Below are 18,412 nucleotides of genomic sequence, written 5' to 3' on the forward strand. Positions count from 1 at the left end.
GGTGGCCGACTGACGATCGCTCGGCACGAGCGCCGATCCGTGATCAACGACTGGCAGGGAACCCGCTCGGCAGCTATCAGTGAACGCGCTCGAATACTGGGAACGGATCGTGACGATCACACGAGTTCATACGACTTCATACGTCGATCACAGTTCCTCTAGTCGCCGGACTGTCCGTATGTTCGACTCTTAACAACCCTTTTGGGAATCTCGGAGAGTGGTGTATGTGAATACACATCATGGGTGTCATCGATCGAGTGAAGGCGATCGGACCGGGCGCGCTCGTCGCGGCGGCGTTCGTCGGTCCGGGGACGGTAACGACCGCGAGCGTGATCGGTGCCGAGTACGCGTACCTGCTCGTGTGGACGATCGCGTTCTCGATCCTGGCGACGATCGTGCTCCAGGAGATGAGCGCGCGGCTGGGACTGATCACGCAGGAAGGACTGGGCGAAGCGTTCCGAAACGAGTTCGATAACCCGATTCCGCAGGCGATCACCGTCGCGCTCGTCGTGAGCGCGATCGGCATCGGGACGGCGGCGTTCCAGACGGGCAACATCGTCGGCGGCGCTGCCGGCCTGGCGACGATCACCGGCGTCAGCGAGAATATCTGGGGACCGATCATGGGTCTCGTCGCCGCCGGCCTGCTGTGGACGGGGAACTACAAGCTGATCGAGCGGGTCTTCATCGGCCTCGTCACCGTCATGGGACTGGCGTTCGTGCTCAACGCGATCATCGTCCGGCCCGATATCGGCTCGCTGGCGGGCGGCCTCGTCCCGACCGTCCCCGAGGGATCGGCGTACCTCATCGCCGGCCTCGTCGGGACCACCGTCGTCGGCTACAACCTGTTCCTGCACGCGAGCACCGTCCAGGAGCGGTGGGACGGTGCCGAAGACCTCGCCGAGTGTCGCGCGGACACGATCGGCATGGTCATCGTCGGCGGTATTATCACGACTGCAATCGTCGTCACGGCCGCCGCGGTGTTCCCCGAAGGAACGCAGATCAGTAACGTCGGCGAGATGGCCGACCAGCTCGAGCCGGTCTTCGGCGGCTACGCGCTCACGTTCTTCGCGATCGGCCTCTTCGCGGCTGGCTTCACGAGTTCGATGAGCGCGCCACTCGCGGGCGCCTACGCCACCGCCGGCGCGCTGGGCTGGGAGCGGGACCTGACATCGACCCGGTTCCGGGCGATCTGGATGACGATCCTCGGCGTCGGCATCGTCTTCTCGGCGCTGGACTACAACCCCGTGCAGGTGATCGTCTTCGCACAGGTCGCCAACGGGCTCTTGCTGCCGATTCTGGCGGTGTTCCTCATCTACGCGATGAACAACGACGGCCTGCTGGGCGAGCACACGAACAGTACCCTCCAGAACGTTCTCGGCGGGCTCGTCACGCTCGTCGTGATCGGTATCGGCCTCCGAACGCTCTACGACGTCTTGCTCCTCTAACGGACGACCGAATGACAGATTCAAACGCATATAACTCGAACGCGGACGCATCGATGGCTACCGACGAATCGACGGGTGACGGCGACACGCGCATCGGCGTCGATGTCGGCGGCACGTTCACCGACGTGGCGCTGACCGTCGACGACCGACTCGTCACCGCGAAGGTTCCGACGACTGACGAGCAGCACGTCGGCGTCCTCAAGGGGATCGAAAAGGCCTGCGACCGGGCTAGTATCGACCCCGCTGAGATCGACGGCTTCGCCCACGCCATGACCGTCTCGGTCAACGCCCTCCTCGAGCGCGGCGGCGCGGAGACCGCGCTCGTGACCACCGAGGGGTTCCGGGACATCCTCGAGATCGGCCGCCAGGACCGGCCGGCTCTGTACGATCTCGAGGCCGAGAAACCCGAGCCGCTGGTCCCTCGCGACCGGCGGTTCGAGGTCGACGAGCGGACGACCGCGGCAGGGGTCGAGCGACCGGTCGACGAGAGCGAGGTCCGCGACCTCGCGGCGACGCTGCGCGACCGCGACGTCGAGGCGGTCGCAGTCTCTTTGCTGCACGCCTACGCCGACCCCGAAAACGAGCGCCTCGTGGCCGAGACGCTCCGCGAAGAACTCGAGGTGCCCGTCTCCGCGTCTCACGAGGTGCTCGCGGAGTTCCGCGAGTTCGAACGCACGTCCACGACGGCGGTCGACGCCTACGTCCGACCGGCGATCGACCGCTACGTCGGCCGGTTAGTCGACGAGGCCGGCGGTGCCGGGATTCCGGCACCGCGAATCATGCAGGCCAACGGCGGCATCGCCGATCCCGAAACGGTCCGCGAGCACGCCGTGACGACGACGCTGTCGGGGCCGGCCGCGGGCGTCGTCGGTGCCGCGGCGACCGTCGACGACGACGACGTCGAGGGGCTCGTCACCTTCGACATGGGCGGCACCTCGAGCGACGTGAGCCTCGTCCGGGACGGCCGGGCGGAGCGGACGACTGACGCCGAAATCGACGGGCTACCGATCCGGACGCCGATGGTCGACGTGAACACCGTCGGCGCGGGCGGCGGCTCGATCGCCTGGGTCGATTCGGGCGGCGCGCTCCGGGTCGGTCCGGAATCGTCGGGCGCCCAGCCCGGACCGGCCTGCTACGGCCGCGGCGGGACGCGGCCGACCGTCACCGACGCCAACGTCGTGCTGGGCTACATCGGCCCCGAGACCGCGCTCGGCGGCGAGATGACGCTCGACGTCGCGGCCGCTCGCGACGCGCTCGAGCGACTGGCCGACGAAGCGGGTCTGGACGGGGCGCTCGAGGCGGCCCGCGGGGTCTACCGCGTCGCGAACGCGACGATGACGCGGACGATCCGTTCGGTCACCGTCGAGCGGGGCCACGACCCCCGCGAGTTCGCGCTCGTCGCCTTCGGCGGCGCGGGCCCGATGCACGCCGCGGCGCTGGCCGACTCGCTCTCCGTGGACCGGGTCGTCGTCCCGAGACCGGGCGGCGTCCTCTCCGCATTCGGCCTGCTCGCGGCCGATGAGAGCTACGACGCCGTTCGGACGGTGGGTGTGGGCCTCGACACGGCCGATCCCGCCGATCTCGAGAGCGTCTACGACGGCCTCGTCGAAACCGTGCGTTCGGACGCGTCCGATCCGGACGCGGCGCGGGTCGAACGGGCCGCCGACTGCCGGTATTCCGGCCAGAGCTTCGAGCTGACCGTGCCCGTCGACGACGAGTTCGACGCGAGGGCGGTCGCCGACCGCTTCCACGACGCCCACGAGCGGACCTACGGCTACGCGATGGACGAATCGATCGAGGTCGTCAATCTCCGCGCGACGGCGACGATCCCCGGTTCGGAGCCGACCATCCGCCACGAGGGCGCGGGCGACGCCGTCGTCGGGACTCGAGAAGCGCACTTCCCCGGCACCGGCGCGCGGGAGGCGACCGTCTACGACCGAGATTGGCTCGAGACCGGCGCATCGATCGAGGGGGCAGCGGTCCTCGAGCAGGCCGAAAGCACGACCGTCGTCCCGCCCGCTTGGGCAGGCGAAATCCTCGCGGACGGAACGCTAGTCATGACGCGAACGGAGGACGAAGGACAATGACGACAGACTCGACAGACGGGACGGACGACACAGACGACAGCATCGATCCGGTGACCCTCGAGGTACTGCGCAACCAGCTCGAGAGCGTCGCCGAGGAGATGGGACAGACTCTAATCCGCGGAGCCTACTCGCCGAACATCAAGGAACGTCGGGACTGCTCGACCGCGCTGTTCGACGCCGAGGGGCGGATGATCGCCCAGGCCGAGCACATCCCGGTCCACCTCGGCGCGATGCCGGCCGCCGTCGACGCCGTGCGCGAGCACGACCCGAAACCGGGCGACGTGTTCGTGCTCAACGACCCCTTCACCGGCGGAACGCACCTGCCGGACGTGACGATGGTCTCGCCGATCGCGCCCGGGCGTAGAGAGACCGGTACCGAGGATGACAGCGAGATCGTCGGGTACGCCGTCTCTCGAGCCCACCACGCCGACGTCGGCGGGATGACCCCCGGCAGCATGCCCGCCGGTGCGCAGGAGATCTATCAGGAGGGGCTCCGACTCCCGCCGACCCGACTCGTCGAGGGCGGTGAGGATCGAGACGACGTCCGCTCGCTGATCCTCGCGAACGTCCGCAACCCCGGCGAGCGCCGGGCCGACCTCCGCGCCCAGCAGGCGGCGAACGAGCGCGCCGAGGAACGGCTCGCCGCCCTCTTCGAGGAGCACGGCCGCGAGACCGTCCTCGAGGGGTTCGACGCCGTGATCGACTACTCCCGCGAGCGAATTACCGAGGAGATCGCGGCCTTGCCCGACGGTACCTACGAGGCGACCGACCTCCTCGAGGGCGACGGCGTGACCGACGAGGACATCGAGATCGCGGTGACGGTGACCGTCGACGGCGAGACGATCCACGTCGACTTCGCGGGGACCGCGGCGCAGGTCGCGGGCAATCTCAACGCCCCAGTGGCGGTCGCGACGAGCGCCGTCTACTTCGTCGTGCGCTGTATCACCGACCCCGAGATCCCGCCGAACCACGGCTGCTACGAACCGGTGAGCGTCCACGCGCCCGAGGGTTCGCTGCTCAATCCGAACCCCCCCGCGGCGGTCGTCGGCGGCAACGTCGAGACCAGCCAGCGGGTCACCGACGTGGTCTTCACCGCGCTCGCGGGGGCCGCGCCCGATCGCGTGCCGGCGCAGAGTCAGGGGACGATGAACAACCTCACTATCGGCGCGCGGGACGGCTCCTTCGCCTACTACGAAACGATCGGCGGCGGCTTTGGCGCGCGAGCGGACCGCGACGGGATGGACGGCGTGCAGGTCGGCATGACGAACACGCTCAACACGCCCGTCGAATCCCTCGAGACAGAGTACCCGCTCCGGGTCGAGCGTTACGCGCTCCGGGACGGCAGCGGCGGTCGCGGGCGATTTCGCGGCGGGCTGGGGCTCGAGCGCTCGGTCACCGTCGAGACCGATGCGACGGTGTCGCTGCTGACCGAGCGCCGGCGGCACGCGCCGAAGGGCGTCGCGGGCGGGGAGAACGGCGCGACCGGAGAGAACCTGATCGACGGCGAGGCGGTTCCCGCGAAGACGACCGTCGACGTCGCGGCCGGGACGACGGTGACGGTCAAAACGCCCGGCGGCGGCGGTCACGGCGAGCCGGACGAGCGGGAGGACGGGGGTGGCGATGTCTGATCAGAACAGTCGAAACGGGCGAGTCGGGCTGATCGTCCCCTCCTCGAACACGACAGTTGAACCGGAGTTCCGGGCGTTCCTCCCCAACGAGGTCACCGTCCACGGCGCGCGGATGGCCCTCGAGTCGGTCACCGTCGACGAACTCGACGCGATGAGCGACGACGCGGCGCGGGCCGCCGAACTCCTCGGCCACGCAGACGTCGACGCGGTCGCCTACGCCTGTACCACCGGCAGCCTGATCCACGGCCCGGGATTCGACGCCGAACTCGAGGAGCGCTTGCGAGAGGCGGCCGGCGTCCCCGCGGTCGCGACGGCCCGTTCGGTCGTCCGCGCGCTCAAGGCACTCGAGGCCGACCGGATCGCCGTCGCGACGCCCTATACCAGCGAACTCGACGAGAAAGAGCGGGAGTTCCTCGCGGAATCGGGATTCGACGTCGCGTCGATCGACGGTCGTGGACTCGCGGCGAACACCGAAATCGGTGCGCTGACTCCTGACGACGCGTCCCGGCAGGTGCTCGAGCACGTCGGTAGCGACGACGACCTCGATGCCGTCTTCGTCTCCTGTACGAACTACCGGTCGCTCGCCGCGATCGACGCGCTCGAGGCGAAACTGGGGGTACCGGTGATCACGAGCAACGGGGCGACGCTGTGGGACGTCTGCGGAGCGGCCGGTTTCGCGGTCGATGGCCCGGGAACGCTGTTCGGTCGCGACCGGTAGCCCGCTACCGGATTCGATTGGGGTCCGCGTCGCTGATTCGTCGTCCGTCTTCCGTCGGTACCTGTCGCCATTGGCTGAAGTCTCCGGTGACGGTGCGTTTTTAGCGCCGCTACTCCACCGTCCGATATGGAACTCAACGGCGTGGCGGAGCTGCCCGAAATCCGCCCCGGCGACGACATCGCCGAACTCGTCGCGGATCGGGCCGCCCTCGAGCCGGGCGACGTGCTCACCGTCGCGAGTACGATCGTCTCGAAGGCCGAGGGTCGCACGGCTGATCTCGAGGACTACCCGGTCAGCGGTCGGGCACAGGAGATTGCCGACCGCATCGCCGAACTGGCCGACGAGGAGAAGGATCCGCGGTTCGCGCAGGCCGTCCTCGAGGAGAGCACGGAACTGCTGATCGACACCCCGTTCTTGCTGACCGAGACCAGATTCGGCCACATCTGCGTGAACGCGGGGATCGACCGCTCGAACGTGCCGGATCACGACCTGTTGCTCCTGCCGAAGCGACCGACCGAGAGCGCCGAGCGGATTCGATCGGGGCTCGAGCAGCGGGGCATCGAGGACGTCGCGGTGGTCGTCACGGACACCTGTGGTCGCCCGTTCCGGCACGGTCAGCGCGGCGTCGCGCTCGGCTGGGCCGGCATGCCCGCGAGCAGGGACTGGCGGGGCGAACTCGACCGGGACGGTCACGAACTCGGCGTCACCGTCCAGTCGGTGGTCGACGAACTCGCCGCCGCCGCGAACCTCGTCACCGGCGAGGGTGCCGGCGGGACGCCCGCCGTCGTCGTTCGGGGCTGGGAGTTCGGCGACCACGAGGGAAGCGACGAACTCTTTCGATCCGTCGAGAGTGACTTCGTTCGACAGTCGCTCCGAGACTGGAGGTTCGATAAATGAGTGAGAACACCGACTCGAGCGACGATCCGACGTGGGGCATCGAACTCACCCCTGAGCACCCACCCGATCGAGTGGCCGACCTGGCCGCGCTCGCGGAGGACGAGGGGTTCGACGTCGCGTTCGCGAGCAGCCACTACTTCAACCGCGATCCGTTCGTCGTGCTCTCGCGGATGGCCGCCGCCACGGAGACCATTCGGCTCGGGCCGGGCGTCGTCAATCCCTACGAAACGCATCCCGTGAAACTGGCCGCGCAGACGGCGACGATCGACGAAATCAGCGACGGTCGAGGGGTTTTCGGCGTCGGCGCGGGCGATCGCTCCTCCCTCTCGAATCTAGGGATCGAACGCGACAGCCCCCTCCGTCGCGTCCTCGAGACGTTCGACCTCGCTCGAGACCTCTGGGACGGCCGGACGGTCACCCACGATGGGACGTTCACCGCGCGAGATGCATCGCTAAACCTCGATCCGCCGTCCGAGGCCATTCCGGTCTACATCGGCGCGCAGGGACCGCATATGCTCCGGATGAGCGCGAAACACGCCGACGGCGTGCTGGTCAACGCCGCCCATCCAAGAGATCTCGAGTGGGCTGCGGGCCAGCTCGAGCAGGGGCTGTCCGACCGACCCGACGACTACGGCGAATTCGAGTCGCTCGCGTTCGCGAGTGTCAGCGTCGCCGGCGACGAGGATGCCGCGCGCGAGGCAGCCCGACCGCCCGTCGCCTTCATCGTCGGCGGGGCCGCCGACCCGGTCCTCGAGCGCCACGATATCGACCGCGAGGCCGCGACGGCGGTCAGCGAGGCCCTCGAGCGGGGCGATCTTCCCGAGGCTTTCGGTCACGTTACTCCGGCGATGATCAACGCGTTCTGTATCGCGGGAACGATGGAGACGGTCGCGGACCGGTTCGCCAGGGCGCTCGAGTACGTCGACGGAATCGTCGTGGGATCGCCGCTGGGACCGGATCTCGAGGACGCAGTCGAACGGGCGAGCGAGGCGCTCGCTCGCGCGACCGAGACGTGACTGTCCGCTGCGCTTCAGCGAGTGAAAAATCGGTCGCTGCCGCTGCGGTCAGTTTGCAGTGAAGAGGTCCCCGATAGCGCCGAGGGTGAGGGCGCCGAAGACGCCCATCGAGAAGACGACGAGGAGCGCGCCGATCAGGATGAGCAGCGGTGCGAGCCCCGCGCCCATCGCGACGTCACCGAAGAGTTCGGTCATCTCGGTAAGGTTGTCAACGACGACGTTCAGCGGTGTGACGGTGTCCATATTCGGGCGTTGTTACCGGTGCTACTTGGCCGTACCGGTCCCTAATGAGGGGAGACTAAGTCGCCACCGCTCGTACCCCGATCCGTGACCGACGACGCGACGCTCTCGGATTTCGATACGTCCGCTGGCGATGCTGACAGCACCACGACGGAGTCACCACGAGCGGACGCTGCTCCCAGCGAAACTGACGATGGAACGGTCGATACCGGTGCTTCCGCTGACGGCCCGGGAGAGAAACGCAGCGAGACCGTATTCTCGACGTACGCGTGGGGAACGTATACCTGCAGTCAGTGCGGCGACGAGACTGACTCCGTCTGGCGTTCCGACGGCGAGCTGGTCTGTCCTGAGTGCAAAGAGTGGTAATAAGTAACTGAACCCGGTAATAGCCGACTTCTCGAGGGCTGCTTGCGATCCTTCTCCCGAAGATTTATATCTTCGTCGCGGCTCTATTGAGATGCAATGGCGAAAGGCACGGTCGACTTCTTCAACGACACTGGCGGCTATGGATTCATCGAAACTGACGACGCGGACGACGACGTGTTCTTCCACATGGAAGACGTCGGCGGTCCTGACCTAGAGGAGGGTCAGGAGGTCGAGTTCGACATCGAGGAGGCCGAGAAGGGGCCACGCGCGACGAACCTCGAACGGCTGTAAGCCGGTCCAAACGGGTGTATCGTTTTCTGATTGCTACTCGAGTAGCAGCGGCTCTCGAGTGAGAGCGGACGGCTCGCAGGCGGGATCGGTCGTGGTTCGGTCGAAAGCGGCCATCTCGCGCGGAGAGCCCCAACGGATGCGGCGCCAGTAACGTCTTCTCAGACGACTGGTAGTTCACGTGACACAAAACATATGGTCCGGAGCCACGGATATCGCCGTAATGACCGGGCCGTCCGGGTTCCCGTCGACACCTTCGACACTATGACCGATGCAAACCCGACAGTAGATGCAGGTACCGAGCCGATGGCTGACGGCGACACCCTCCAGATTTCGACCGTCGAGCGGCTGTGTACCGACATCGAGACGAACGTCTCGCGCGTGATCGTCGGCCACGACGACGTCATCGAACACGTCATCACCGCCATCCTCGGGCGCGGACACGTCCTGCTCGACGACGTCCCCGGCGTCGGCAAGACGATGCTGGCGCGCTCGATCGCCAAATCCGTCGACTGTACGTTCAGCCGCGTCCAGTTCACGCCGGATCTCCTTCCCACCGACGTCACCGGCGTGAACGTCTTCAACCAGAAGACTCGCGAGTTCGAGTTTCAATCCGGCCCCGTCTTCGGGAACATCGTGCTGGGCGACGAGATTAATCGCGCGCCACCCAAGACGCAGGCGGCACTGCTCGAGGCCATGGAGGAAGGGCAGGTCACCACCGACGGGCGGACGCGTGAGCTACCGACGCCGTTTACCGTCATCGCGACGCAGAACGCTGTCGAACCGAATCGGACCTACGACCTGCCATTCGCCGAACTCGATCGGTTCATGAAGAAGCTCCACCTCGGCTATCCGGAGCCCGAAGAGGAAGCGGAGCTACTCGGCCGAACCGTCGGCGACCACCCGATCGAATCGCTCGAGCCGGTGACGGATCGCGAGACCCTCGTCGAGGCCCGCGAGACCGTCTCGACAGTGCAGGTCGCGGAGCCGGTTCGAACGTACGTGACGCGGCTCGCGGCGTACACCCGCGAGAACGCCCACATCGGCGTCAGCCCCCGCGGGACGATCTCGCTGCTCCGGGCGGCCCAGGCTCGCGCCGTCACGAACGGCCGGGAGTACGTGACCCCCGACGACGTGCAGGCCGAGGCGACCGTCGTCATGAGCCACCGGATCAAGACGAACGGGCGCGACCGCGACGGGAACGCGGTCGTCGAGGACGCACTCGAGCGCGTTCCCGTCGAATGAGACTCCCGTATCGACTGCGGCTGACGCTCCGCGGCTGGACCGTCGTCGTTGCCGTCGGCGTGGCCGTCGTGCTGAGCCGGGAGTTCGGCCCCCGTGCGCTGAACGCGATCGTCGTTCCGCTGGTCGTCGTCCTGCTCGCCGGCCTCGTCACGACCGCCCGAACGGACCGGCCGCGCGTCATCCGCCAGCCCGTCGCCGAGGGATTCATCGGCGAACAGCGACGGGTCGAAGTCGCAATCGAGACCGAGAGCCCGGTCGCCGCGACCGTCCGCGACACCGTCGGCGACGGCCTCTCGGCGACCGCGGAGCCAGTCGCCGAGACGACCCTCGACGGTGACGAGACGGTTACCTACGACGTCCGACTCGAGGCGCGGGGCCGTCGCCGAGTCGGACCGCTCTCGATCGCCGTCAGCGACATCGTCGGCCTCGTCGAGCGCCGGTTCGAGTACGAGGAAACGACGCCCGTGCTCGTCTATCCACGCGTTCACGATCTGAGCAGTGGCCCCGCCGCCGACCTCCGGGCGCTCGCCGGCGTCGCCGATCGGCACGAACGCGACGAGTTCGATCACCTCCGGGAGTACCACCGCGGGGATCCGTTCCGAGACATCCACTGGAAGGCCGCAGCCAAACGCCCCGACGACGAGCTCGTTATCACGGAGTACGCGGACGACGAGGCGGTCAGTGCTGTCACGGTCGCCGCGGAGTGTCGCCCGCGCCGGGCGGGAGACTCTGTTGACCACGATGGCGACGGCGAGCGCACCGGACGCAACGACGAACCGACCGGGTACGACGACGAGATGGCGGCCGCCGCCGCCAGCGTCGCGACCGCACTCCTCGAGCGGGGCGTGCCGGTCGAACTCGCCGTTCCCGACGGGACGCAGCCGCCGGGTGACGGCCGAGGCCATCACCGCGAACTGCTGGGACTGCTGGCCGTCGCCGGCCCCGGCGAACTCGACGACCGGACGCGACGGGACGCCGACGTCCTGGTTCGGACCGATGCGGACGGGACGACGATCGTCGTTGACGGCCGCGAGATTCCCTTCGATCGCCTCCGTGGGCGGGGTCGAGGGGAGCGAGAGGGGAGCGTCACGACCGATTACGACGAGCAACGCGACCAGACCGGTCACGACGGAGGGGACGATAGAACCGATCACGGCGGACGACGCGACCGCAACGACGGCGGACGGGAGGTGCGCCCATGAGTACGGATTCGTCCGAACGCGCCGGTACTCGGACGATATCGCTCGGTACCGACGGAACCGTTGGCTCCAATACCGTTCGTCCACTCGCGCTGGGCTGTGTGATAGCCCTGACGGCGTCGTACGTGGGTGTCCTCTACGGGATAACGCAGGTCGTCGGCGGCAGTCAGTCGCTGTTCGCGCTCGTCGCGGCGATGCTCGTCGCGGCGACGGTACTCGCGCGACTGATCCGGCCGTGGACCGCGGCGATCCTCGCGCTGGCGGCGACCGGAATCGGGTTCGCCTACTACCTCACGTCGGCTGGCGTCGATCCCGGCGTTGTCTTCACGGCGACCGACGCGCTCATCTCGGACACCGTCGCGCTCGCGACCGGGCTCCCCCTCCTCCGGATGCTGCAGGCGGGCGTCTGGACGCTCGGATTCGCGCCCGCACCCGTCTTCCTCTCGTGGTATCTCGCCCTGCGAGGCCGGTACGCGCTCAGCGTCGTCCCCGGCGGGGCCGCGCTGGGTTTTCTCGTGTTGACCGGCGACGCGGGCACGCTCGCCACCCTGGCCGGCACCCTCGCCGCCATCGGCGCCGTCGCCGCCGGCGAACTCGAGAAACGGGGCGGCTCGATCCGGCAGGCGGACCTGCTGGCGGCGCTGTTCGCGCTGATCGTCGTCCTCTCGATGACGATCACGATCGTCCCCGGCCAGCCGGCGGGGCCGACCCACCTCGTCCAGGGCGAAGCCGGGACGCTCGAGGCGACGCTCGATACCGCGCCCCAGCGGTCGGGGATCTCCGGGCAGGTCGATCTCTCACCGGAGGTGCGGTTCACGGTCGAGTCCGACCGGCGGTCGTACTGGCGCACGGGCGTCTACGATCGCTTCACCGGCGACGAGTGGATCCGGACCGGGCAGAGCGATCGGTACGACGGGCGGATCGGATCGCCGCCGGGCGACTACGACCAGGTCGAACAGACCATCACCGCCGAGACGAAACTGGGAATTATGCCCGTCGCGCCACACCCGATCTCGCTCGGCGGCGACGTGACGCGACGGACGACCGTCTCCACCCACGGCCAGCCGCGGCCCGAAACGCCGCTGGCGGCGGGCGACAGCTACACCGTCGAGAGCGCGATCGTCAATCCCGACCCGTCCACGCTCCGAGCCGCAGGGACGAACTATCCCGACGACGTCACCGATCAGTACCTCCAGACGCCCGAAAGCACCTCGAGCGAGTTCCGGGAGCGCACCGCCGAAATCACGGCCGATGCCGACAATCCGTACGAGACCGCGGTCGCGATCGAGCGCCACCTCGAGTCCTCGAAGGAGTACTCCCTGAAGGTCTCCAAGCCCCCCGGAAACGCCGCCGAGGAGTTCCTGCTCGAGATGGACGAGGGCTACTGCGTCTACTTCGCGACGACGATGGCGCAGATGCTCCGCGAGGAGGGCGTCCCGGCCCGCTACGCCACCGGCTACACGAGCGGCCAGCAGGTCGACGACGACAAATACGTGGTCCGCGGGCTCGACGCCCACGCCTGGGTCGAGGCCTACTTCCCCGACCACGGCTGGGTCCGGTTCGACCCGACGCCGGGAAACGGCCGTGACGACGTCCACACCGACCGGCTCGAGGAGGCCCGCGAAAACGGCAACGAGGACGCGGACACCGAGGAAAGCGCCGACGTTCCGATCGACGACGAACAGTCCAGTGATCCCGAGAATGAACCGACCGATCCGAACGAGCCGAATAATTCGTCGCCGAACGATCCCGAGAACCCGACCGATCCGAACGAGCCGAATAATTCGTCGCCGAACGAGCCGGCCAACGGGACGAACGAGACACCAGCAGACACGACCGATGGCTCGGACACCGACAGCGCGATCGACGACGCGATCGCCGATTTCACGCCCAGAACGGCAGTGCTCGGCCTCGCGCTCCTCGTCGGAGTTGCTGCAGGAATGCGCCGAACCGATGCGACGATGCGCGTGCGTAGCGAACTCGGCATCTACTGGCACGGCCGCCGGCGTGACCCCGACCGGGACGCCAAGCGCGCATTTGCCCGACTCGAGCGGCTACTCGCACGGCAGTACCGGCCGCGTCGTCGGTCGGAATCGGCTCGAGCCTATCTGACGGCGCTGTCAGCAGCGGCCGATGCGGCCGACGCGGAGCCGATCGACCCGCGAGCCGAACTGGTCGTCGACCGCTACGAGCGAGCGACCTACGGCAGCGGTGTCAGCCGAGCGGAGGCCGATGAGGCGATCGAGATCGTCGACGAACTCGCCCGGGACCGGCTGCCGGTGATCGGTCGGCTGCGATGAGACGAGTGCTACTCCGGTTTCGACCGGCCGGTCGAACGGGGACGGTTCGGTGACCGACGTTCGACTATCAGTGACCTCTGCGTATTGAAAAAGAACCACGCGAGAGCATGCGGGTCCCGATAGTGTTTAATATGCCCGTTTCATAGCTACGAACGTAATGTCGGAAGTCTGCTCGACGTGCGGGCTGCCCGAGGAACTCTGCGTCTGCGAGGACGTGGCCAAGGGACAACAGCAACTCAACATCCGCATTGACGAGCGCAGATACGGGAAAGAGGTAACGATCGTCGAAGGATTCGACCCGAAGGACGTCGATCTAGACAGTCTTTCGTCGGATCTCAAATCAAAGTTCGCGTGTGGCGGCACCGTCGAGGACGACCACATCGAACTCCAGGGAAATCACACCGGTCGCATCGAAGAGTTCCTTCGGGACCGGGGCTTCAACGTCGCCTGATACCCGCGATGCTCTGAGACGACTTCCGAACCCACGACCGCGTCGCAACTCTCCTATTCGTTTTTCTCTCGTTCCCACCAGTCGTATCGCCGTTCCGAGTAGTCGCGTCACTGGTCAGGTCCGAAGCCAACTCGAGCCATCGCTCCCCCAAATCACCCGCCGACTGAACGACGGCGGTTGGAGGCGTGACTCCGCAGGAGAGACGATGTGTACCCGAACCCGCTATCGAACCGATTAGAACGGGGATTCGCGGTCGACCGGTTCGGCTCTGTCCTCCTCCTCGCGGATGAGCCCGAACTTCATGCCGTACTTATCGAGCCCGCCTGCCATGCTCTCGACGCGTGCATCGGCGGTCCCCTCGTAGGAGCCGATGAGCTGTGCGGCCTGGACACTGGCCTTTCCGTGTGGACAGACGGTGACGATGTGGTCGTCGTCCTCGAGTTCGTCTACACGGTTCGTGAGTTCGGGGAAGGGGATGTTCTCACTACCCGGAATGTGACTGTGCTTGAAGCTTCGCTCGTCGCGGATATCGACGATGCGAACGTCGGCATCGTCCTCGAGGAGTTCCTTGACCTCGTCGGTGGAGATTTCGCCGTCCATTACCGGCGTGTTAGGTCGCGGGCTGAATAAGGATACGGGTCCACTCGCATTCAGCCGGGCAGTCGAGTGAATGCAGCGAATCGTGATCGCGCTACAGGACGCCGTCTTCCTTCGCGAGCAACAGCGCCGACAGCGTCGAATCGTTCGCTGGCTGTTCGCGGGCGCGCTCGAGCGCCTCGCCCACCGGCACCGTCCGCACCTCGAGGAACTCGTTGTTGTCGAGTTCGCGCTCGCCCGGCTCGAGCCCCTCCGCGTAGACGACGCCGCGGTCGTGGCGCAACACGCCGGTCGCGACCGCGTACTCCTGCAAGAGTGCGGTACTCGAGGGACGAAAACCGGTCTCCTCCTCGAGCTCGCGGGTCGCCGCCCGCGTGTACGACTCGCCGTCTTCGACGATCCCTGCGGGGAGTTCGAGATGCGTTTCACGGATCGCCGGGCGGTACTGTTCGACGAACAGGAGGTGGTCTTCATCACCGCTGCTATTCGCGTCCGCGAGGACACCGCCATTGATCCGCGCGACCACGACGACTGCAGGAGGAAGGTCCGCCCAGTAGTACCGTTTCTGGCTTCCGTCGGGCTGTTCGAGTAGATCGTAGCCACCGTCGTACCAGCCCGTCTCGTACTCGGTCCGTTCCTCGAGCAGGTCCCACTCGTCGGGTGCAGTCATCGTGGACAAGTGGGCGCTCGAGTGGATAATAGGTGATGGTCGATCCGCCGGCTGCGACTGACAGTTACTCGCCCGGAAGTCCCCGTCGTCGCTCGTGGGTTTGAGTATAACCCGGGCGACCTACACGATATCCCGGTACAAGCGCCCGAACGCCTGTCGACGAAGCGTCGCGATGGCCGCCTCCTCCTCGTTTTGAAACGTCGCCGCGACGGCCTCGTCGTCCGGCCCCGCGTGCCAGACGACGCGGTCGACGTCCTCGTGACCTGCCATCGTCACCTCGCCGTCGTAGTCGTCGCGCCAGTCTGCGAACTCCTCGCGGCGTCCGACGCGGACCTCGAGCAGGCTCGCGAAGAGGGCATCGCGCGCGGTTTCGACGACGTCGCTGGTGACGCGCTCGTCGTACTCCTCACGGTCGAATTCCATGGCCTTCACGACCTCACGGACGACCGTCTGGGCCGCTGGACCGACCGACTCGTACTCCGTGCGTGCGTCCGCGGCTGACTCGAAGGTAAACGTCCCCACTGTGTGCATATCTATCCAGTCGGCAGAGAAGCAGTTACGCGTTTTCGTTCTCGTCGATGTCGCTCTCTACGCGATCGCCGTCTCCGTTATCGTCTCCCACGTCATCCGCGTTCGACGGCGATTCGTCGTCCCCATCGCTCTCGCCTGCTGTCTGCATCTCTCGAGTCAACTCGGCGGCTTCCTGGAGGACGTTTTCGGCTTCGGTAGTCATCGATCCCCGGCCGGGCTGACTGCTCTGGCGGGCGAGTCCGTCCTCGAGCGAGTCGGGGCGACCGGGGTCGTGGTTGTGGCCAGCCTCCTCGAATTCGGGCGTGTCGATTTCCCGTGCGTGGGGAGTGACGCGCTCGCCGAGCTCCTCGGGAGTACAGTCGCCCCAGTCGGGTGCGTGCTCCTCGAGCCACTCGCGATGGTTTTCGCGGCCGAGCGACGCAGTGATCGCGAGATGGTTCGCGAGGTGCACCGCGTCGGCCTCTTCGGTGTCGCAGACCGGACAGGCGTATCCCATACGAGACCGTACGACTGCGAACGGTAAAACGTCCCGCAACCGGCTATTCCACTTTCCGAATCATCACGATTGCGGCCTCGCCGTCACCGTAATACTGCGGGATCCGCCGAAGCGGATCGAAGCCAAAGCCCTGATACAGCCGTTTCGCTTCGTCGTTCGACCGCCGAACCTCGAGTTTGACCGTCTCTGCACCGTGGACTGCAAGCACGCCGAGCGAGCGGGAAAGCAACATGGAGGCGACGCCCGCCCGACGGTGATCCGGGTGCACGGCGATATCCTTGACGTGGCCGAGCGCACGACCGAGCTGCTGTGTCACGTCGGCAACGATGTAGCCGGCGATCTCGCCGGCGACTTCGACGACGAGAAACCCCGGTTCGCCGAGGAACCGCTCGAAGGCGTTGTACGGCCAGGGCTGTGCGAACGATGCATTCTCGATACGAACGACCGCGAGTAGGTCCGCACGCTCTGCCGGTCTAATCGCCACCTCCTCGTGCTCCTCCGGGGCGGGCGTCGTCACACGCGAGGATAACGCACCGAACAGTAAAAGCCGTACGCGTCGCGGCAGGGTCACTCGAGTTTGAGGCGCGTTCGATTCGATCGCGGCGAAAACGGATCCCACAGGGTGCCTATTCCTCGTCGCTCTCTTCGTCGTCACCCTCGTCGAGATCCGTCGTCGGCTCCTCGTCTTCAGTGCCGCCGTACTGGGTCTGCTCTTCCTCGTTTTGCGTGTCGTCGTCAGCCATGGGAGTCACTCGGCTGGGATCGCGTCCATCTCGAAATCCTCGGTCAGCTCCTTCAGCTCGTCGAGGGCGTCTTGTTCCTCCCGGAGGTTTTCCTCGAGCAGATCGGCCGCGTCTCCCATCCCGAGCTGGTCCGCCAGCGGGATCAGGTTGCCGTACGCGGCGATCTCGTAGTGCTCGGTCTTCTCGGCGGCCGCCATGTTGTGGTAGTCCATCACCTCCTGGGCGGGATCCATCGACGTGAACTCCTCGTACTCCTCGAGGAGCCCTTCGATCCCCTCACACTCCTCCTTCTCGGGTGGCTCGCCGAACATGTCGAAGACCTCCTCGAGCCGGTCGATCTGCTCCTGGGTCTCCTCGCGGTGCTCCGCAAACGCCTGGGAGATTTCGTCGCGTTCGGTGTTGCTCTCGAGTTCCTCGAGGGCATCGAGTAGCTGATGCTCCGCGTGATAGATGTCTTCGAGGCCGTGCTCGAACAGGTCCTGAACAGTGTCCATGCTCATGATGTAACCAATCCGTAGTTCATCGTCCGAGTGAAAAAGACGCGAGCCTGCGACGGCAGGTGCCAGCGCGGGCTGCCATCGTCCCCATGGAGACCGCGGCTACTCCATCGCGTCTTCGACTCGGTCTGCGTATTTCTCGAGGTCCGTAGCCAGTGTTCGGGCCTGCTCCGGTGTCAACTCGAGTTCGTCCATGTGCTTTGGCAGGTGCTCCTCGGCGAGATTGTCGAGTTCGAGCTGGAGGCGAACGCAGTCGGGATCCTCGCGGTCAGCGGTCGCGTTCACGACGGCGACTGACTCCCACTCGAAGGTCTCACCTACTGCTTTCCCCTCGACGTAATCCAGCGTCGTGTACCCGGTAACCGACAGCAGTCGATCAGACATGTCAGTTCACACCTCATGCGCAGAGCACTTATACTGCCGGCTGTCTCGAGCGATGACATCCGAACTGACGAGAAACCGACCGTGACGCGCGGTCGTCGACGCGCTCTACGGAACGAAGGTCGACCGGAACCTCGGGTTCGGAACCAACTCCCCGAGCGTTCGATCAAGAGCCGTCTTTCAGACAGGACACGAATGGATCCGAGTTGGTGTGTACAGCAGTCACACCAATCAATTCAGATGGTTCTGAAAGTAGCGCCACACCTACCGGCCGTTTTTGCCACAACTAGCTCGCAGTAAATTGGGGATTGACTCGAATAGTGCGTGGAAAATCGATTCAGCGCACCGGATAATAGATCACAATACACTCGGTCAACAACAGTTACTTGGAACTCTCCGCCGCCATTCGTGTTCTCTCCCATCCGCTGCCGCTTCAACGGTCCTGAGACGAGAGTGCCTATTGTTATAATAGAATTTGGAACAAGCGCTACAGTCCATCAGGACCGGTGTCAAATGGGTCTCCACACTCTCTCTAATTCTCCGTACCATAGCAACCGTTCAGTAATCCTGATTCGAGTACCGGCTCCGATCGAGTGCCAACTGTTACTCGTGAAAGC

Annotated in this window: 20 protein-coding genes; 12 read left to right on the forward strand and 8 right to left on the reverse strand. The window is 66.1% G+C overall.

Going from position 1 to position 18,412, the window contains the following annotated elements; translation table 11 throughout:
- The first annotated feature begins 239 nt into the window (after positions 1–239).
- The 6 genes from HYG81_RS28105 (at position 240) to HYG81_RS28130 (ending at position 7,791) form a co-directional block, all read left to right on the forward strand.
- Complete coding sequence (locus HYG81_RS28105; RefSeq protein WP_180839422.1) at positions 240–1,445, forward strand: Nramp family divalent metal transporter; 1,206 nt, start codon at positions 240–242, stop codon at positions 1,443–1,445.
- An 11-nt stretch (positions 1,446–1,456) separates the two neighbouring features.
- Entirely contained in the window at positions 1,457–3,532 is a 2,076-nt protein-coding gene (locus HYG81_RS28110; protein WP_180839423.1) for a hydantoinase/oxoprolinase family protein, read from the forward strand.
- Positions 3,529–5,160 carry a hydantoinase B/oxoprolinase family protein gene (locus HYG81_RS28115; RefSeq protein ID WP_180839424.1) on the forward strand — a complete coding sequence of 544 codons (1,632 nt, stop codon included), beginning with the start codon at positions 3,529–3,531 and terminating at the stop codon, positions 5,158–5,160. The genes HYG81_RS28110 and HYG81_RS28115 overlap by 4 nt, the downstream gene beginning before the upstream one ends.
- Positions 5,153–5,878, forward strand: coding sequence for a maleate cis-trans isomerase family protein (locus HYG81_RS28120; protein WP_180839425.1), 726 nt, complete (start codon positions 5,153–5,155; stop codon positions 5,876–5,878). The genes HYG81_RS28115 and HYG81_RS28120 overlap by 8 nt, the downstream gene beginning before the upstream one ends.
- A 126-nt stretch (positions 5,879–6,004) precedes the next feature.
- Positions 6,005–6,775: a coenzyme F420-0:L-glutamate ligase gene (locus HYG81_RS28125; RefSeq protein ID WP_180839426.1), complete on the forward strand. Its 771-nt coding sequence runs from the start codon at positions 6,005–6,007 to the stop codon at positions 6,773–6,775.
- Complete coding sequence (locus tag HYG81_RS28130) at positions 6,772–7,791, forward strand: 5,10-methylenetetrahydromethanopterin reductase (RefSeq protein ID WP_180839427.1); 1,020 nt, start codon at positions 6,772–6,774, stop codon at positions 7,789–7,791. The genes HYG81_RS28125 and HYG81_RS28130 overlap by 4 nt, the downstream gene beginning before the upstream one ends.
- A 48-nt stretch (positions 7,792–7,839) precedes the next feature.
- Here HYG81_RS28130 and HYG81_RS28135 read toward each other — a convergent pair whose 3' ends face one another.
- Complete coding sequence (locus HYG81_RS28135; protein ID WP_180839428.1) at positions 7,840–8,034, reverse strand: DUF8024 family protein; 195 nt, start codon at positions 8,032–8,034, stop codon at positions 7,840–7,842.
- 84 nt (positions 8,035–8,118) lie between these two features.
- Here HYG81_RS28135 and HYG81_RS28140 point away from each other — a divergent pair, with 84 nt between their 5' ends.
- The 6 genes from HYG81_RS28140 (at position 8,119) to yciH (ending at position 13,880) form a co-directional block, all read left to right on the forward strand.
- The gene (locus tag HYG81_RS28140) at positions 8,119–8,397 is read left to right on the forward strand and encodes a DUF7573 domain-containing protein (RefSeq protein ID WP_180839429.1); all 279 of its coding nucleotides are present in this window, start codon (positions 8,119–8,121) and stop codon (positions 8,395–8,397) included.
- Positions 8,398–8,493: 96 nt separating this feature from the next.
- Positions 8,494–8,688, forward strand: coding sequence for a cold-shock protein (locus tag HYG81_RS28145; RefSeq protein ID WP_006088631.1), 195 nt, complete (start codon positions 8,494–8,496; stop codon positions 8,686–8,688).
- 261 nt (positions 8,689–8,949) lie between these two features.
- Entirely contained in the window at positions 8,950–9,930 is a 981-nt protein-coding gene (locus HYG81_RS28150) for an AAA family ATPase (protein WP_180839430.1), read from the forward strand.
- Positions 9,931–9,944: 14 nt separating this feature from the next.
- Positions 9,945–11,132: a DUF58 domain-containing protein gene (locus HYG81_RS28155; RefSeq protein ID WP_180843005.1), complete on the forward strand. Its 1,188-nt coding sequence runs from the start codon at positions 9,945–9,947 to the stop codon at positions 11,130–11,132.
- Positions 11,129–13,429, forward strand: a complete 2,301-nt coding sequence (locus HYG81_RS28160; protein WP_180839431.1) for a transglutaminase TgpA family protein — start codon at positions 11,129–11,131, stop codon at positions 13,427–13,429. The genes HYG81_RS28155 and HYG81_RS28160 overlap by 4 nt, the downstream gene beginning before the upstream one ends.
- A 157-nt stretch (positions 13,430–13,586) precedes the next feature.
- Complete coding sequence (yciH, locus tag HYG81_RS28165; protein ID WP_098725285.1) at positions 13,587–13,880, forward strand: stress response translation initiation inhibitor YciH; 294 nt, start codon at positions 13,587–13,589, stop codon at positions 13,878–13,880.
- A 234-nt stretch (positions 13,881–14,114) separates the two neighbouring features.
- Here yciH and HYG81_RS28170 read toward each other — a convergent pair whose 3' ends face one another.
- From HYG81_RS28170 to HYG81_RS28200, 7 genes are all read right to left on the reverse strand, one after another.
- A complete protein-coding gene (locus tag HYG81_RS28170; RefSeq protein WP_180839432.1) occupies positions 14,115–14,480 on the reverse strand; it encodes a rhodanese-like domain-containing protein in 366 nt (121 codons plus the stop codon).
- A gap of 91 nt (positions 14,481–14,571) precedes the next feature.
- The gene (locus HYG81_RS28175; RefSeq protein WP_180839433.1) at positions 14,572–15,147 is read right to left on the reverse strand and encodes an NUDIX hydrolase; all 576 of its coding nucleotides are present in this window, start codon (positions 15,145–15,147) and stop codon (positions 14,572–14,574) included.
- A 120-nt stretch (positions 15,148–15,267) separates the two neighbouring features.
- On the reverse strand, positions 15,268–15,678 hold the full coding sequence (locus tag HYG81_RS28180) for a DUF5809 family protein (protein WP_180839434.1): 411 nt from the start codon (positions 15,676–15,678) through the stop codon (positions 15,268–15,270).
- Between the two features lie 25 nt (positions 15,679–15,703).
- Positions 15,704–16,174, reverse strand: coding sequence for a DUF5810 domain-containing protein (locus HYG81_RS28185; protein ID WP_180839435.1), 471 nt, complete (start codon positions 16,172–16,174; stop codon positions 15,704–15,706).
- 43 nt (positions 16,175–16,217) lie between these two features.
- Entirely contained in the window at positions 16,218–16,691 is a 474-nt protein-coding gene (gene rimI, locus HYG81_RS28190) for a ribosomal protein S18-alanine N-acetyltransferase (RefSeq protein ID WP_180839436.1), read from the reverse strand.
- Positions 16,692–16,922: 231 nt separating this feature from the next.
- Complete coding sequence (locus HYG81_RS28195; RefSeq protein WP_180839437.1) at positions 16,923–17,417, reverse strand: ferritin-like domain-containing protein; 495 nt, start codon at positions 17,415–17,417, stop codon at positions 16,923–16,925.
- Positions 17,418–17,516: 99 nt separating this feature from the next.
- Entirely contained in the window at positions 17,517–17,798 is a 282-nt protein-coding gene (locus tag HYG81_RS28200) for a DUF6360 family protein (RefSeq protein ID WP_180839438.1), read from the reverse strand.
- Positions 17,799–18,412: the final 614 nt, after the last annotated feature.

This window comes from Natrinema zhouii, assembly GCF_013456555.2.
Taxonomy (GTDB): domain Archaea; phylum Halobacteriota; class Halobacteria; order Halobacteriales; family Natrialbaceae; genus Natrinema; species Natrinema zhouii.

Excerpts from the sequence above, each read along its gene's own strand:
- HYG81_RS28105 (WP_180839422.1), top strand. The coding sequence starts at position 240 with ATGGGTGTCATCGATCGAGTGAAGGCGATCGGACCGGGCGCGCTCGTC.
- HYG81_RS28110 (WP_180839423.1), top strand. The coding sequence starts at position 1,457 with ATGACAGATTCAAACGCATATAACTCGAACGCGGACGCATCGATGGCT.
- HYG81_RS28115 (WP_180839424.1), top strand. The coding sequence starts at position 3,529 with ATGACGACAGACTCGACAGACGGGACGGACGACACAGACGACAGCATC.
- HYG81_RS28120 (WP_180839425.1), top strand. The coding sequence starts at position 5,153 with ATGTCTGATCAGAACAGTCGAAACGGGCGAGTCGGGCTGATCGTCCCC.
- HYG81_RS28125 (WP_180839426.1), top strand. The coding sequence starts at position 6,005 with ATGGAACTCAACGGCGTGGCGGAGCTGCCCGAAATCCGCCCCGGCGAC.
- HYG81_RS28130 (WP_180839427.1), top strand. The coding sequence starts at position 6,772 with ATGAGTGAGAACACCGACTCGAGCGACGATCCGACGTGGGGCATCGAA.
- HYG81_RS28135 (WP_180839428.1), bottom strand. The coding sequence starts at position 8,034 with ATGGACACCGTCACACCGCTGAACGTCGTCGTTGACAACCTTACCGAG.
- HYG81_RS28145 (WP_006088631.1), top strand. The coding sequence starts at position 8,494 with ATGGCGAAAGGCACGGTCGACTTCTTCAACGACACTGGCGGCTATGGA.
- HYG81_RS28150 (WP_180839430.1), top strand. The coding sequence starts at position 8,950 with ATGACCGATGCAAACCCGACAGTAGATGCAGGTACCGAGCCGATGGCT.
- HYG81_RS28160 (WP_180839431.1), top strand. The coding sequence starts at position 11,129 with ATGAGTACGGATTCGTCCGAACGCGCCGGTACTCGGACGATATCGCTC.
- yciH (WP_098725285.1), top strand. The coding sequence starts at position 13,587 with ATGTCGGAAGTCTGCTCGACGTGCGGGCTGCCCGAGGAACTCTGCGTC.
- HYG81_RS28170 (WP_180839432.1), bottom strand. The coding sequence starts at position 14,480 with ATGGACGGCGAAATCTCCACCGACGAGGTCAAGGAACTCCTCGAGGAC.
- HYG81_RS28175 (WP_180839433.1), bottom strand. The coding sequence starts at position 15,147 with ATGACTGCACCCGACGAGTGGGACCTGCTCGAGGAACGGACCGAGTAC.
- HYG81_RS28180 (WP_180839434.1), bottom strand. The coding sequence starts at position 15,678 with ATGCACACAGTGGGGACGTTTACCTTCGAGTCAGCCGCGGACGCACGC.
- HYG81_RS28185 (WP_180839435.1), bottom strand. The coding sequence starts at position 16,174 with ATGGGATACGCCTGTCCGGTCTGCGACACCGAAGAGGCCGACGCGGTG.
- HYG81_RS28195 (WP_180839437.1), bottom strand. The coding sequence starts at position 17,417 with ATGAGCATGGACACTGTTCAGGACCTGTTCGAGCACGGCCTCGAAGAC.
- HYG81_RS28200 (WP_180839438.1), bottom strand. The coding sequence starts at position 17,798 with ATGTCTGATCGACTGCTGTCGGTTACCGGGTACACGACGCTGGATTAC.